This window comes from Dactylosporangium sp. NPDC049140 (assembly GCF_040648435.1).
This window is the reverse complement of record NZ_JBEZDS010000045.1, coordinates 14830-28027: the sequence shown is the minus strand read 5'-3', so window position 1 is coordinate 28027 and position 13198 is coordinate 14830. Positions and strand designations below refer to the sequence as shown.

At 76.1% G+C, this 13198-nt stretch carries 14 protein-coding genes and 1 pseudogene; 9 read left to right on the top strand and 6 right to left on the bottom strand.

What is annotated here, in order from left to right; translation table 11 throughout:
• Positions 1–19: 19 nt before the first annotated feature.
• Entirely contained in the window at positions 20–1210 is a 1191-nt protein-coding gene (locus AB0B76_RS45135; RefSeq protein ID WP_360387943.1) for an MFS transporter, read from the bottom strand.
• A gap of 86 nt (positions 1211–1296) precedes the next feature.
• Between AB0B76_RS45135 and AB0B76_RS45130 the strand changes: the two genes are divergently transcribed.
• Genes AB0B76_RS45130 through AB0B76_RS45115 form a run of 4 tightly spaced genes read left to right on the top strand, consistent with a single transcriptional unit; the run spans position 1297 to position 4581 of the window.
• Complete coding sequence (locus AB0B76_RS45130) at positions 1297–2679, top strand: ferric reductase-like transmembrane domain-containing protein (protein WP_360387940.1); 1383 nt, start codon at positions 1297–1299, stop codon at positions 2677–2679.
• Positions 2680–2687: 8 nt separating this feature from the next.
• The gene (locus AB0B76_RS45125) at positions 2688–3095 is read left to right on the top strand and encodes an FMN-binding protein (RefSeq protein WP_360387938.1); all 408 of its coding nucleotides are present in this window, start codon (positions 2688–2690) and stop codon (positions 3093–3095) included.
• On the top strand, positions 3092–3853 hold the full coding sequence (locus AB0B76_RS45120) for an FAD:protein FMN transferase (RefSeq protein ID WP_360387935.1): 762 nt from the start codon (positions 3092–3094) through the stop codon (positions 3851–3853). The genes AB0B76_RS45125 and AB0B76_RS45120 overlap by 4 nt, the downstream gene beginning before the upstream one ends.
• Before the next feature lie 50 nt (positions 3854–3903).
• A complete protein-coding gene (locus AB0B76_RS45115) occupies positions 3904–4581 on the top strand; it encodes an alpha/beta hydrolase (RefSeq protein ID WP_360387933.1) in 678 nt (225 codons plus the stop codon).
• A gap of 269 nt (positions 4582–4850) precedes the next feature.
• Here AB0B76_RS45115 and AB0B76_RS45110 read toward each other — a convergent pair whose 3' ends face one another.
• Positions 4851–5381 carry a DinB family protein gene (locus AB0B76_RS45110; RefSeq protein WP_360387930.1) on the bottom strand — a complete coding sequence of 177 codons (531 nt, stop codon included), beginning with the start codon at positions 5379–5381 and terminating at the stop codon, positions 4851–4853.
• A gap of 9 nt (positions 5382–5390) precedes the next feature.
• On the opposite strand from AB0B76_RS45110, the gene AB0B76_RS45105 reads away from it, so the two are divergent.
• Both AB0B76_RS45105 and AB0B76_RS45100 read left to right on the top strand, forming a co-directional pair.
• Entirely contained in the window at positions 5391–6824 is a 1434-nt protein-coding gene (locus tag AB0B76_RS45105; RefSeq protein ID WP_360387927.1) for an ABC transporter ATP-binding protein, read from the top strand.
• Positions 6821–7651: pseudogene (locus AB0B76_RS45100) on the top strand (ABC transporter ATP-binding protein); the annotation flags it as partial. The gene AB0B76_RS45105 and the pseudogene AB0B76_RS45100, both read left to right, overlap by 4 nt.
• A gap of 387 nt (positions 7652–8038) precedes the next feature.
• Here AB0B76_RS45100 and AB0B76_RS45095 read toward each other — a convergent pair.
• Positions 8039–8443 carry a hypothetical protein gene (locus tag AB0B76_RS45095; protein ID WP_360387924.1) on the bottom strand — a complete coding sequence of 135 codons (405 nt, stop codon included), beginning with the start codon at positions 8441–8443 and terminating at the stop codon, positions 8039–8041.
• Positions 8444–8597: 154 nt separating this feature from the next.
• Between AB0B76_RS45095 and AB0B76_RS45090 the strand changes: the two genes are divergently transcribed.
• A complete protein-coding gene (locus AB0B76_RS45090; RefSeq protein ID WP_360387921.1) occupies positions 8598–8783 on the top strand; it encodes an antitoxin in 186 nt (61 codons plus the stop codon).
• 202 nt (positions 8784–8985) lie between these two features.
• On the top strand, positions 8986–9351 hold the full coding sequence (locus tag AB0B76_RS45085; protein ID WP_360387918.1) for an ATP-binding protein: 366 nt from the start codon (positions 8986–8988) through the stop codon (positions 9349–9351).
• Here AB0B76_RS45085 and AB0B76_RS45080 read toward each other — a convergent pair.
• The 3 genes from AB0B76_RS45080 to AB0B76_RS45070 are packed head-to-tail and all read right to left on the bottom strand — an operon-like array spanning position 9320 to position 11981.
• On the bottom strand, positions 9320–10222 hold the full coding sequence (locus tag AB0B76_RS45080) for an ornithine cyclodeaminase family protein (RefSeq protein WP_360387916.1): 903 nt from the start codon (positions 10220–10222) through the stop codon (positions 9320–9322). The two genes, AB0B76_RS45085 and AB0B76_RS45080, sit on opposite strands and share 32 nt — an antisense overlap.
• Before the next feature lie 2 nt (positions 10223–10224).
• Positions 10225–11337, bottom strand: a complete 1113-nt coding sequence (locus tag AB0B76_RS45075; protein ID WP_360387913.1) for an alanine racemase — start codon at positions 11335–11337, stop codon at positions 10225–10227.
• Positions 11334–11981: a PAS domain-containing protein gene (locus tag AB0B76_RS45070; protein ID WP_360387910.1), complete on the bottom strand. Its 648-nt coding sequence runs from the start codon at positions 11979–11981 to the stop codon at positions 11334–11336. Before AB0B76_RS45070 ends, AB0B76_RS45075 begins: the two co-directional genes overlap by 4 nt.
• Positions 11982–12112: 131 nt before the next feature.
• Here AB0B76_RS45070 and add point away from each other — a divergent pair, with 131 nt between their 5' ends.
• A complete protein-coding gene (add, locus tag AB0B76_RS45065) occupies positions 12113–13120 on the top strand; it encodes an adenosine deaminase (protein WP_360387908.1) in 1008 nt (335 codons plus the stop codon).
• Positions 13121–13198 lie beyond the last annotated feature (78 nt).

The window sequence follows — 13198 nt, the reverse complement described above, 5'->3', positions numbered from 1 at the left end:
GCGGCGGAGGAGCCCGGGCTCAGGCCGGCCGGGTCCGCAGCAGGGCCGCCAGGGGCACGCCGGCGAGCAGGCACAGCGCCGCGCCGCAGACGAGGGCCGTGCGGACCTCCGCGGCCCCGGCGCCGTCGCGGATCGCCACGCCCGCCAAGGCCGCGCCGAGGCCGGCCCCGAGCAGCCGCCCCGCCGAGATCAGCGCCGCCACCCGCCCGTGGGCCCGCTGCGGTACCGCATTGAGCCCCGCCCGCGACACCCCGGCGAACAGCGGGCCGAGCCCGAGGCCGAGCGCGACGGCGAGCGGCAGCGCGGCCGGCCCGTGCAGGGGCGTGTCCGTGAGCCCGTACCAGGCCAGCCCGGCGCCGGCCACGGCGAACGCCGCGATCATGACCGGACGCTCCCCGCGCGCGTCGATGAGCCGGCCCGCGAACGGCCCGACCGCGCCGATGCACACCGCGATCACCATCGGCGCGGCCGCGGCGAGCAGCGGGCTGTAGCCGGCGGCGTCCTGCAGGTACTGCTCGATGATGAAGAACACGCCGATCATCACGAGGAAGCTCAGCCCCGCGGCGGCCACGGCGACCAGCACGGCGGGGCGGCGCAGCACCCCGGCGGGCGGCTCCGGACCGGAGCCGGGCGGCCCGCCCGGCACCAGGCGCGCCACGGCGACGGCGGCCGCGGCGGCGAGGGGCAGCAGCGCCCACCACGCCGCCCGCCAGCCCAGGCCGGTGGTGAGCAGGCCCCCGAGCAGCGGCCCGGCGATGTTGGCCACGCCGGAGGCGGCGCCCCAGATGCCCAGCGCGGTGCCGCGGCGCTCGGGCGGGAAGCCGCTGACGGCGCCGGACAGCGCCGCCGGGCTGGCCAGGCCCGCGCCGGCGCCCTGGACCGCGCGGGACACCACCAGCACCGCGAAGCCCGGGGCGAGCGCGCCGAGCAGGGCACCCGCGGCGAAGAGCGCGAGGCCGGCCAGGGCGGCGGTGCGCCCCCCGAACCGGTCGACGAGCCGGCCGCCGGGTAGCAGGACGACCGCGAACGCGAGAAAGTAGACGGTGATGACCCAGCCCAGCGGCTGCGGCGCGGTGTGCAGCGACCGGCCGACGTCGGGCAGCGCGACCGCGACCAGGGTGCCGTCGACCTGCAGCAGCGCCGCGAGCCCGCTGCACGCCGCGAGGGTGCGCCACGCACCGCGCGGCACCGTCGCCGTGTCGCGAGCCATCGGGTCAGCATAGAGCGCGGCCTTCTTAGGAGATTTTTATACGTGTATTCAGGCCGTTCACAGGTTTTCTGCCGATGGTTGCAGTCATGACGACGACTCTCGCCCCGCCCACCGCCGGACGCCGGCCGGCCGTGCGCGCCACGCCGTGGTGGTGGGCCGACGCCGGTGGGGTGGCCGCCGGGGTGAGCCTGCTCGTGGTGACCGCCCTGTGGGTCGCCAACGGCGGGGTGCAGGCCCTGGGCGGTGCGTGGCCCGACGCGTTGAGCTCGCTCGGCCGGCTGACCGGGCTGCTCGCCTCGGACCTGCTGTTGCTGCAGGTGCTGCTGATGGCCCGGGTACCGGTGGTGGAGCGCGCGTTCGGGCAGGACCGCCTGGCCCGCTGGCACCGGTGGACCGGGTTCACCTCGTTCCACCTGATGCTCGCGCACATCGTGCTGATCACGATCGGCTACGCCGGCGCGGCCGACGTGAACGTGTTCGGTGAGCTGTGGGACCTCGTCGTGGACTACCCGGGCATGCTCCTGGGCACGGCCGGGACGGTGCTGCTGGTCATGGTGGTGGTGACGTCGATGCGCCGGGCCCGGCGCCGGCTGCGCTACGAGTCCTGGCACCTGCTGCACGTGTACGCGTATCTCGGCGTCGGTCTCGCCCTGCCGCACCAGATCTGGACCGGCGCCGACTTCATCGGCTCGGCGTGGTCGCGGCTGTACTGGTGGACCCTCTACGCCGTGTCCGCCGGCGCCGTCCTCGTCTACCGCCTCGGCATCCCCGCCTGGCGCAACTGGCGCCACCGCCTCGTCGTCGACCGGGTCGTCGCCGAAGGCCCCGGCCTGACCTCGATCTACCTGCGCGGCCGCGACCTCGGGGCGCTGCCGGTGCGGGCCGGGCAGTTCTTCCAGTGGCGGTTCCTCGACGGCCCCGGCTGGTCCCGGGCCCACCCGTACTCCCTCTCGGCGACCCCGCACACCGGCGTCCTGCGCATCACCGTGAAGGACCTCGGCGACGGCAGCGCCCGCGCCGCCACCCTGCGGCCCGGCACCCGCGCCCTCATCGAGGGCCCGTACGGCAAGCTCACCGGCGAGCACTACCGCGGCGGCCCGGTCGTCATGCTGGCCTGCGGCGTCGGCATCACCCCGCTGCTGGCCCTGCTCGGCGAGCTGCCGTACCGGCCCGGCCAGGCCACCCTCGTCTACCGCGCCCGCAGTGCGGCCGACATCGCCTTCCGCGCCGAGCTCGACTGGCTGGCCCGCCACCGCGGCGTCCGCGTCATCCACCTGCTCGGCCCGCGCGCCGGGCACGGGTCCTGGCAGCCGGCCGGCGTGCCGCCGCTGCACCACCTCGCGCCCCACCTGGCCGGCGCCGACGTGTACGTGTGCGGCCCCGACAGCTGGACCGCGGCCGCCACCGGCGCCGCCCTCGCCGCCGGGGCCGGCCCCGAGCGCGTCCACACCGAACAGTTCGCCTGGTAGGAGCCACCTTGCGACGCATCGTCCTCTGGCTGCTGTCCACCCTCGCCGCGGTGGTCCTGCTGTTCAGCTACCGCACCAGCCTCGGCGCCGCCATGCCCGCGAGCACCACCCCGGCCGCCGGGGGCGGGGACGGGAGCGGCACCGCGTACAAGGGCTCGGTCGCCGCCACCCGCTGGGGCGACGTCCAGGTTGTCATCACCGTCGCCGCCGGCAAGATCACGGCGGTGTCGGTGCCGGTGTACCCGGACAACAACAACCGGGACGTCCAGATCAACAAGCGCGCCCTGCCGATCCTGGTGCGGGAGACCATCGCCGCGCAGAACGCCCGCATCGACACCGTCACCGGCGCCACCGTCACCAGCGACGGCTACATCGAGTCGCTGCAGGCCGCCCTCGACGCCGCCCACCTGTCATGAACCAGCGCGCCTACGTCGAGCAGATCATGGGGCTGCCGATCAGCCTCCACGTCCGCGGCGAGGACCCGGACGGCCCCGAGGTCCGCCTCGGCGCCGAGGCCGTCTTCGCCGAGCTGCGCCGCTTCGACGCGATGTTCAGCCCGTACCGCGACGACAGCGACCTGGCCCGCTTCGAGCGCGGCGAGCGCCCGGACGACCCGCTCTTCGCCGAGATGCTGGCGCTGTGCGACGAGGCCCGCGCCCGCACCGGCGGCCGCTTCGACCCGCGCGGCCTGCCCGACCCGCGCACCGGCGCGCCCCGCTTCGACCCGTCGGGCCTGGTGAAGGGCTGGGCCGTGGAGCGCTCGGCGGCGCATTTGCGAAAGCTGCGGCGGTACTCCTGGTGCTTGAACGCCGGCGGGGACGTCCTCGTGCACGCGGAGGAGGACCACCCGGCGTGGCGGGTCGGCATCGAGCACCCCGACGACCCGGCGCGCCTGCTGCAGGTGATCGAGCGCCGGACCGGCGCCGTCGCCACGTCGGGCACCGCCCACCGCGGCGCGCACATCGTCGACCCGGCCACCGGGCAGCCGGCGACGGCGGTGCGGGCGGTCACCGTCACCGGCCCGCAACTGCTCTGGGCCGACGTGTACGCCACCGCGGCGGCCGCCGCCGGCCCCCGGTCGCTGGAGTGGCTCGGCACGCTGGACGACCACGCCGCGCTGCTCGTCTCCGCGTCCGGCCTGATCCAGTGCACGGAGGCCTGGCCTGCGCCCTGAGCCGCGGACCTGGCGCGATCGCCGGTCACGGGCCGTCTAGGGTCGGACGGGTGGAGACCGCGTACCTGCTCGTGCACAGCCCGCTCCTCGGCCCGCGCTCGTGGGCGCCGGTCGCCGCGCGCCTGCGGGATGCGGGCGCGGCGGTCGCCGTACCGCCGCTGGTGCACATCGCCGACGACGGGCCGCCGTTCGCGCCCAAGGTCGCCGCCGCCGTCGCCGCGGCCGGGCTGCCGCCGGGGCGACCCGTGGCCGTCGTCGCGCACAGCAGCGCCGGGCTGTTCGTGCCGGCCGTCGCGGCGGCGCTCGGGGGCGCCGCGGCCGCGTGCGTGTTCGTCGAGGCCGCGCTGCCGGCGCGGAGCGGGCCGAGCCGGGCCGCGACGCCGGAGCGGGTCGAGGTGCTGCGGGGCATGGCCCGCGACGGGCGGCTGCCGCGCTGGACGGACTGGTGGGAGGACGTCACGCCGCTGTTCCCGGACGCGGCGACGCAGCGGGAGGTGTCGCAGGAGCAGCCGCGGCTGCCGCTGAGCTACTACACCGAGCCGATCGCGAACCCGCCGGGCTGGGCGGCGCTGCCGTGCGGGTACATCCTGTTCAGCCCGGCCTACGAGCCCGTCGCGGCCGACGCCCAGGAGCGCGGCTGGCCGGTGGTGGAGCTGCCCGGCCGGCACTTCCACCAGCTCGTCGACCCGGACGCGGTGACCGCCGCCGTCGTCGCGCTGGCCGCCTGAGGAGGTCTACGGCAGCCGCAGCGCGATCTCGACCCGCCGGTTGAAGGCCCGGCCCGGCAGGCTCGCCGACCCGTCCGCGTTCGCCTCCTCGGCCAGCGGCCGGGTGCGGCGGTGATCACGCACGGGTGAACGATGGTTAGCCGACAGTGATGGTGCGCCCGGAGACCATGGGCGCCGAGAACCACGCCGAGCTGCGCGCAGCCACCACATCGCCGAGGAGAACCCCGGGGCCCTGACCGAGGCGCTGGCCGCCTTCCTGCGCTGAGCCGTCACTCGCCGGTGGCGCCGTCCACGGACTCGCGCAGCAGGTCGGCGTGGCCGTTGTGCCGGGCGTACTCCTCGATCATGTGGCACAGGATCCAGCGCAGGGTCGGGCGGCGGCCGTCCGCCCACGGCCGGGCCGCCGCCGCGCCCAGGCCGCGCTCATGCAGCACCTCGGTGGTGATCCGGCGGGCGCGGTCCACACTGGACTGCCAGAGCCGGCGCAGGTCGGACGGGTCGTCGCCGGCGGCGGAGTGCCACTCCCAGTCGCGGTCGGCCGCCCAGTCCACCCCGGCCCACGGCGCCGGGCGGTCCTCGCCGAGCAGGCAGTGCACGAACCAGTCGTCCTCCACGTAGGCCAGGTGCTTGAGCAGCCCGCCGAGGGTCATGGCGGAGGCCCCGACGGTGGCGTTCAGGCCGCCCGCGTCGAGGCCCGCGCACTTCCACGCCAGCGTCGCACGCTGGAACTCCAGGAACCCCAGCAGCGTGGCCGCCTCGTCGCCGTCCAGCGGCGGCTCGGGGCGCTCATCCTCGTTCATACGCCGAGTATGGCCCGGACGTACGGCTCAGAAGTCCCGCTCGCCCGTGACCGACCACACCCGGGCGATGCCGTCCGGGCCGAGCTCGAGCAGGTCGATGCCGCCGGGGAGCTGCTGACCGGCGCGTCCACCGACGCCGACAACGTCTCGTACCTGCTCGACTACGTGCCCCGCATCGCCGGCGCGGTCACCGCGACGCTCATCTGCGCCGTCGCGCTCGTCGCCGTCGACTGGCGCCTCGGCGCCGCGGTGCTGGCCGGCACGCCGGTCGTGCTGGCCCTCCTGCAGCTGGCCGGCCCCCGCATCGCCCGCCGGGTCGAGGCCCAGCAGGACCTCGCCGGCCGCGCCGCGTCGCTGGCCACCGACCTCGTCACCGGCCTGCGCCCGCTGCGCGGCATCGGCGCCGAGCCCGCCGCCGCCCGCCGCTACCGCGAGGTCAGCCGCGCCTCCCTCGCCGCGTCGCTGCGCGCGGCGCGGACCCAGGCCACGTACCTGGCCGCGTCGACCGCCACGAGCGGCCTGCTCGCGTGCGGCGTCGCCGTGCTCGCGGGCTGGTTCGCGCTGACCGGCCGGATCACCGTCGGCGAGCTCATCGCCGTCATCGGCCTCGCCCAGTTCCTCATGGAGCCGCTGGGCGCGCTCGCCGTCGTGCCGGGCCGGATCGCGGAGGCCCGCGGCTCGGCCGAGCGCGTCGCGCTCGTGCTCAACGCCCCGCACGTGCTGCCCGAGCCCGGGGCCGGGACGGCCGGCGGCGCCTCGCTGGAGCTGGCCGGGGTGCGCCACGGCCCCCTCGACGGGCTCGACCTGGCGCTGCGGCCCGGCGAGTTCGTCGGCGTCGTGGCCTACCGGCCCGCGGACGCCGAGGCGCTCGTGGCGATCCTCGCGGGGCGGGTGGCGCCCGCGGAGGTCGGCGGGGCGGTGCGGCTGGGTGGGGTACCGCTGCCGGAAGTCGAGTCCGCGCGGGCCGTCCTGCACGTGGAGCCGCACCACACCGACCTCTTCGCGGGCACCCTCGCGGCCAACCTCGCGCCCGGCGGCGCCGACCCGGACGCCCTCGCCGCGGCGCTGCGGGCCTCGGCCGCCGACGAGGTGGTCGCCGCCCACCCGGCCGGGGTCGAGCACGCGGTCGACGAGCGCGGGGCCGGGCTCTCCGGCGGCCAGCGCCAGCGCCTCGCCCTCGCCCGCGCGCTGCTCGCCCGGCCGCCGATCCTCGTGCTGCACGACCCGACCACGGCCGTCGACGCCGTCACCGAGCAGTCGGTCGCCCTGGGCGTCCGGGCCCTGCGCAAGGACCTGACCACGCTCGTGGTGACCAGCAGCCCGGCCCTGCTCGCCGTCGCCGACCGGGTCGTGGTCGTCGACGCCGGCCGCGTCCGGGCCGCGGGCACCCATGCGGACCTGGGCGCCAGCGACGCCGACTACGCGAAGGCGGTGCTGCGGTGAGCCTGCCGGTCGCGACCGCGCGGGAGACCTGGCGCTGGCTTCGCGGCGAGCTGCGCACCCGGCGCCTCGAGGTGGCCGGCACCCTCGCCGTCGGCCTGATCGGCGCGGCCGCCGCGATCGTGCCCGTCTCCGCGCTCGGCGTGCTCGTCGACCGCGTCCGCGCCGGGGCCGCGCCGTCGGCGATCGCCGGGATCGGGGTCGTGATCGGCGTCGCCGCGCTCGCCGCCGGGCTCACGGCCGGGCTCGCCGCCTTCCTCGTCGCGCGGGCCGGCGGCCGCCTGCTGGCCACCCTGCGCGAGGCCACCGTGGAGCGGGCGCTGCACCTGCCGGCCGCGACCCTCGAGCGCGCCGGCCGCGGCGACCTGCTCGCCCGCGTCGGCCCGGACGTGGCGGCCGTCAACCGGGTGGTCACCGAGATCCTGCCGGCCATGATCTCCTCGGCGCTGCTGGCCGTGCTCAGCCTCGCCACGATGGCCGGGATCGACTGGCGCCTGGGCCTCGCCGGGGCGGTGTCCCTTCCGTTGTACGTCCTCGGCCTGCGCTGGTACCTGCCGCGCTCGGCCCCGGGGTACCGCCGCCAGCGCGCCGCGATCGCCGACCGCGGCCGGCTGCTGGTCGAGAGCATGCTCGGCCGGCCGACCGTGCACGCCTACCGGCTCGAGCCGCGGCACCTGCGCGGCATCGACGAGGCCTCGGCCCGGGCCCGCGACATCGAGTACGCGGTGTTCAAGCTGTTCACGCGGCTCGTCGGGCGGGTCAACCGGGCCGAGTTCGCGGGCGTCCTGGCGATCGTCGTCGCCGGCTACCTCCTCGTGCGCGCCGGCGCCGTCACGGTGGGCGAGACCGCGGCCGCGGCCGTGCTCTTCCACCGCCTGTTCAACCCGGTCGGCGGGCTGCTGTTCAGCGGGGCCGACATCCAGGCCGCCGGCGCCGCCCTGGCCCGCCTCGTCGGCGTGCTCGGCGTGCCCGTGCCGGCCGCGGACCCCGAGCGGGGCGTGCCGGCGCCCGCGGACCTGACGATGACCGGGGTGCGGTACGCGTACGACGACGGCACCGACGTCCTGCACGGCGTGTCGCTGCGCGTGGCGCCCGGCACCCGGGTCGCGCTCGTCGGCTCCACCGGCGCGGGCAAGTCGACGCTGGCGGCGCCTACGCCCGCCTGTGGCGCGCCTGGCAGACCCGCTGAGCCGGCGCGCCCCGGCCGTGTAGGCCCGTCAGCGGCGGGCGTCGCGGTGCGGGCCCAGCGCGATGAACCACCGGTCGTCGTGGCGGTAGAGCCAGAGCCGTTCGCTGTACGGCGAGCCCTCGACGGTGCCGGTGATGTCCACCGGCCGCAGGTGGTCGGACTCGGTGGTGCCGATCGCCGTGCCGGTGACGACGAGCCGGCCCGATCCCAGCCGCCGCAGCCGGTCGGGTATCTCGGTGCTCGCGTCGTGGTCGGGGTCGGCGATGTCCTCCAGCCGGCCGCGGTCGCCCGCGCCGAGCGCCGCCACGTAGCCGGCGACCGCGGCCTGCGGGCTCGCGGCGCCGCCGGGCCCGCGGTGCAGCACGAGGACGATCACTCCGGCGACGGTGAGTGCCCCGATCACGGCCACGCCGGCAATCGCTCTGCGCCTCATGTCCGGCGAGCATACGTCCCGCCGCCGGCTCGAAGACGGTGCCGTTGTGCGGGGCGACCCGCTCCCGCGACGGGCCGCCTCACCCGTGGCCCGGTGGTTACGGCTGGTCAGCGCGGGTACCGGGTCGACATCCCCGTCAGAGAGGCAGTGGATCATGAACGACTTCATGGACAAGGCCAAGCAGTTCCTCGGCAAGCACGACGACAAGGTCGACAAGGCCGTCGACAAGGCCGGGGACCAGGCGGACCAGCGGACTGGCGAGAAGTACTCGGACCAGATCGACAAGGGCGTCGACTACGCAAAGCGGCACACCGGGCAGAGCGACACCCAGCAGCGCTGACGCTACTGCGGGAGGGCCGGTCGCCGAGGGGGCGGCCGGCCCTCGCGTGTGCCGCCGGGACTTCCGCGAGGCGGTCATCTGGGACACCATTTGTTTACCGATCTCAGGATGCGAAAGTGGGCAACTCTCAGGATGCGAAAGTGGGCAACCAGAACCACCCGGCTGCCGAGGGGGTCCATACGCCGGACGGCGATGATCCACGATGAGCCGGGCGGGCCTGCGGTGCCCCGTCGTCGAGGACTTCCCGCTGGCGGTCCTCGAACCGGCCGGGGTGCCGGGCCGGGCCACCACGCCCGTGCTGCGCCAGGCCCTGGCGAAGGTGCTCACCGCGCGACCTGACGTCGAGCTCGGCCGCTACTACGTGATCGTCGCGGTGCGCGACGGCCGCCCGACGCTGCCGCGGCTGCGCACCCCCGACCCGGAGACCGGCGGGCACGGCCTGCTGATCGTCGAGGGGCTGTGCACCTCCTGGGGCAGCGCGCCGACCGTCACCGGCAAGATCGTGTGGGGCACCCTGCGCCGCCCCGGCGCGGGCCTCAGGCCCGCCGCAGCAGCGCGTCGGCGATGAAGAGGTCCTGCAGGGCGATGCCGGAGCTGTCGAAGACGGTGATGTCGGCCGGGTCGCGGCGGCCCTCGGCGCGGCCGGTCAGCACGTCGCCGATCGCCGTCAGCGGGCCGGCGCCGTCCGCGAGGTGCTGGAACTCGCCGATGCGCCGCGACTGGGCCGGCAGGTCGCAGAAGAGGCGGGCCCGCTCGAACAGCGCCGGCGGCAGCTCCTGCTTGCCCGCCGCGTCCGAGCCCATGCTCGCCACGTGCGTGCCCGGGCGCACCCAGGCGGCGTCGAACAGCGGCGCGGTCGCGGTCGTGGCGGTGACGATGACGTCGGCGGCCAGGCACGCCTCGCGCGCCGGGGTCAGCGTGCCCGCCAGCCCCCGGCCCGCCAGGCGCGCCAGGAACTCCTCGCCGCGCTGCGGGCTTCGGGCGACGACGAGGATCGACTTGACGGGCCGGACGCGGCTCAGGGCGGCGCACTCGTACAGCGCCTGATGCCCCGTGCCGAAGACGGTCAGGGTCGCGGCGTCCGGGCGGGCCAGGGCGTCGGCGGCGACCGCGTCGGCGGCGGCGGTACGGTAGGCGTTGACGACCCCGGCCTCCACCACCGCGGCGATGCGGCCCGCCGCCTGGTCGAACAGCAGCACGATCGAGTTGTGCCGCGGCTCCGCGGCCGGCCAGTAGCTGCCGACCTTCAGCCCGGCCAGGCCGGTCGAAGCGGCCGACTTGACCGTGAACCGGTTGCGGGGATCGGATCCGTGCGCGAGTACCGCCGGGAAGACCTCGGCCCGGTCGTCGACGGCGGCGATGAGCGCCTCGCGCGCCGCCGCGAACGCGAGCTCCTCGTCGATCAGGGCGGCGGAGTCCGCCTCGGACAGGAACCGCATGGTCACCAGCCTCGCACTCGGGGCCACTCGGCCTGGATCGTCCGCGAGCCGGGCTCGAGGACGTGGTACCGGTCGTGCTGCGCCGCGGTCGCGCACGCGTGGATCGGCAGGATGCGCACCCGGGCGCCGACCGGGATGTCGGGCAGCTCCGCGGTGCCGCCGGGGCGGACGGCGAGGATGCCGTGCTCCTGGCTGGCGTCGGTCATGAGCAGGTCGTCGTACGGGTTGCCGTCGAGGTCGGCGACGAGCCCGTACGCCTGGTCGACCCGCTGGCGCCCGGTACCGCGGTCGCGTGAGGTGGCCATCCACCCGCCGTCGGTGAGGATCCGGCCCAGGTCCGGCCGGTGCCCGATGACCGTGGTGACGACGCTCAGCGCGAGATCGGCGTGGGTGCACACGCCGATGCCGGCCATCACCAGGTCGAAGAAGACGAAGTTGCCCGCGCGCACCTCGGTCACGCCGGTCAGGTCCGTCGCGAAGTGCGCGGTCGGGGTCGAGCCGACGCTCACGACCGGCGCCGCGAACCCGGCCGCGCGCAGGGTCCCGGCCGCCGCGACGGCGACGCGGCGCTCGTGCTCGGCCGCGGCCCGCAGCTGCTCGTCGCCGTCGGCGAAGTAGGACTCGCCGGCGTGCGTGAGCACCCCGCGGGGCGCGCCGAGGGCCCGCGCGATGTCCACGAGGAGCGGACCATCCGGCGGTACACCACCCCGATGCCCGTCGCAGTCGACCTCGATCAGCGCCGGCACCCCGGCCGCCGCCACGGCCGCGGCCTGCTCGACGCTGTCGAGGAGCACGGTCAGGTCGACCCCGCGCCCGCGCAGCGCCCGCACGCGGTCCAGCTTGTGCGGCGCGATGCCGACCGCGTAGAGGATGTCGCGGTACCCGGCCGCGGCGAACGCCTCGGCCTCCGCCAGCGTCGACACCGTGACCGGGCCCGGCCCGCCGTCGTGGACCAGCCGCGCCACGTCGAGGGACTTCGCCGTCTTCACGTGCGGCCGCAGCGGTACCCCGAGCCGGTCCAGGTGCGCGCGCAGCCGCCGCACGTTCGTCGCGACCCGGTGCGGATCGAGGGCCAGGAACGGCGTATCGGGATCGTCAAGCGTGCGTGGGCTCATGCCGTCGGCTCCTTGTCCTTGCGGCTCTCGGCGAGGTCGGCGTACACGGCGGAGCGGGACACCCCGAGACGGTCGGCGACCCGGGGCACCGCGTTGCGCACGCGGAATACCCCGCGCTCGTCCAGCGCGCGCAGCAGCGCGATCCGCTCGCCCCGGCCCAGCCCGGCGGCGGGCCGGCCGCGCGCCCGCTCCTCGGCCCGCACGAGCGCGTCGACGACATCCTCGAAGTCGTTGGTGAACGTGGTCGCGGGCGGCTGCGGCGGTACCGCCCCGGCGAGCGCGCTGAGCAGGTCCCCGGCCTGCCGCAGCGCGGTGACGTCGACGTTCACGCAGAGCGCCCCGAACACCCGCCCGTCCGCGTCGCGCAGCGGCATCGTTGAGGACTTCACGACCCGCCCGTCCGGCGTGCGCGAGACGTAGTTCAGGTCGTTGCCGGCCGCGTCGCCCTGAGCGAGCACGGCGAGCCCGATCTCGCTCAGCGCCCCGCCGACCGCCCGCCCGGTGACGCTCCCGGCCACGGCGACGACGGACCGCTCCCCGCGCCGGTAGTCGTGCAGCACGACCTCGCAGGTGGGCCCGAACGTCGCCGCGATCCCGTCCGCGACGGGCCGCAGCGCGGCGATCATCGCATCGGCGCTGTCCACCCGCCTATAGTAACCGTCCAGACGCTGGACGAAAAATCCAGAGCGGTCAGCGCAGCGTCAGCGTGCGGGCCGACCGTGCGTTCTCCGCCAGCGCAGCGCGAACTGCCGCGCCGGTGTGCGACCATGCCGGGATGTCCGCCCACCGGGACCTCGCCGCGTTGCCGAAGGCTCACCTTCATGTCCATGTGGACGGGGCGATGCGCCGCTCGACGTTGCTGGAGCTGGCCGGCCGGGCGGGAGTCGTCGCCCCGCTGCCCAGCGGGTACGGCTCGTTCGCGGCGTTCACCGACACGATCACCGCCGCGGCCGCGTGCCTGCGTACGCCCGCGGACGCGCAGCGGCTGGTCCATGAGATCGTCGAGGACGCGGCGCTCGCGGGTGCGGTGTGGGTGGAACCGTCGATGTGGCCGGGGCTGTTCGGCGGCCGCCTGGGCGGCGATGCCGAAGTGCTCGACGTCGTACTCGACGCGGGACGCAGCGCCCGGGCTCGCTACCGCGTGGGGTTCGGACTGGTCGTGGCGGCCAACCGGGACCGGCCGCCGGACGAGGCCGTTGCGCTGGCGCGGCTCGCGGTCCGCCGCCGGGAGCACGGTGTCGTCGGGTTCGGCTTGGACGGCGACGAGACCGCGGCCCCGGGCCCCCTGTTCGCCGAGGCGTTCGCCATCGCCCGCGACGGTGGCCTCCTCGCCGTACCGCACGCCGGTGAACTGACCGGTGCGCAGTCGGTACGTGACGCGCTGGAGGTGCTCGGCGCCGACCGGATCATGCACGGTGTGGCGGCCGTCGCCGACCCGGAACTGCTCGACCGCTTGACGGCCGCCGGCGTCGCGCTGGACATCTGCCCCACCAGCAACGTGATGCTCTCGGTGGTCCCCTCGATCGCCCGCCATCCCCTTCCGGCCCTGCTCGCCCGGGGCGTGCCCTGCAGCATCAACGCCGACGACCCGCTGCTGTTCGGCACGGACCTGCTCACCGAGTACGCCCGCGTCCGGGACCACCTCGGCCTCACCGACGCGCAGCTGGCCGACTGCGCGCGGACCTCGCTGCGCCACAGCGGAGCACCCCACGACCTGATCGGGTCGGCCCTGGCCGGCATCGACGCGTGGCTGCAGCACACCGACGGCCTGACAGGTTCGTGAAGGCGTCCGCGCTTCGCGGGCGGCGTCAGCGGAGTCGTGCCTCGTGGGACTGCACGAACGGGGCTACCAGAGGGTCGT

What these genes read in the sequence shown, in the direction of transcription:
- AB0B76_RS45085 (WP_360387918.1), top strand. Translation starts at nt 8,986, where the DNA reads ATGAGCCGGGCGGGCCTGCGGTGCCCCGTCGTCGAGGACTTCCCGCTG.
- AB0B76_RS45130 (WP_360387940.1), top strand. Translation starts at nt 1,297, where the DNA reads ATGACGACGACTCTCGCCCCGCCCACCGCCGGACGCCGGCCGGCCGTG.
- AB0B76_RS45135 (WP_360387943.1), bottom strand. Translation starts at nt 1,210, where the DNA reads ATGGCTCGCGACACGGCGACGGTGCCGCGCGGTGCGTGGCGCACCCTC.
- AB0B76_RS45110 (WP_360387930.1), bottom strand. Translation starts at nt 5,381, where the DNA reads ATGAACGAGGATGAGCGCCCCGAGCCGCCGCTGGACGGCGACGAGGCG.
- AB0B76_RS45080 (WP_360387916.1), bottom strand. Translation starts at nt 10,222, where the DNA reads ATGCGGTTCCTGTCCGAGGCGGACTCCGCCGCCCTGATCGACGAGGAG.
- AB0B76_RS45105 (WP_360387927.1), top strand. Translation starts at nt 5,391, where the DNA reads ATGGCCCGGACGTACGGCTCAGAAGTCCCGCTCGCCCGTGACCGACCA.
- AB0B76_RS45075 (WP_360387913.1), bottom strand. Translation starts at nt 11,337, where the DNA reads ATGAGCCCACGCACGCTTGACGATCCCGATACGCCGTTCCTGGCCCTC.
- AB0B76_RS45120 (WP_360387935.1), top strand. Translation starts at nt 3,092, where the DNA reads ATGAACCAGCGCGCCTACGTCGAGCAGATCATGGGGCTGCCGATCAGC.
- add (WP_360387908.1), top strand. Translation starts at nt 12,113, where the DNA reads ATGTCCGCCCACCGGGACCTCGCCGCGTTGCCGAAGGCTCACCTTCAT.
- AB0B76_RS45095 (WP_360387924.1), bottom strand. Translation starts at nt 8,443, where the DNA reads ATGAGGCGCAGAGCGATTGCCGGCGTGGCCGTGATCGGGGCACTCACC.
- AB0B76_RS45090 (WP_360387921.1), top strand. Translation starts at nt 8,598, where the DNA reads ATGAACGACTTCATGGACAAGGCCAAGCAGTTCCTCGGCAAGCACGAC.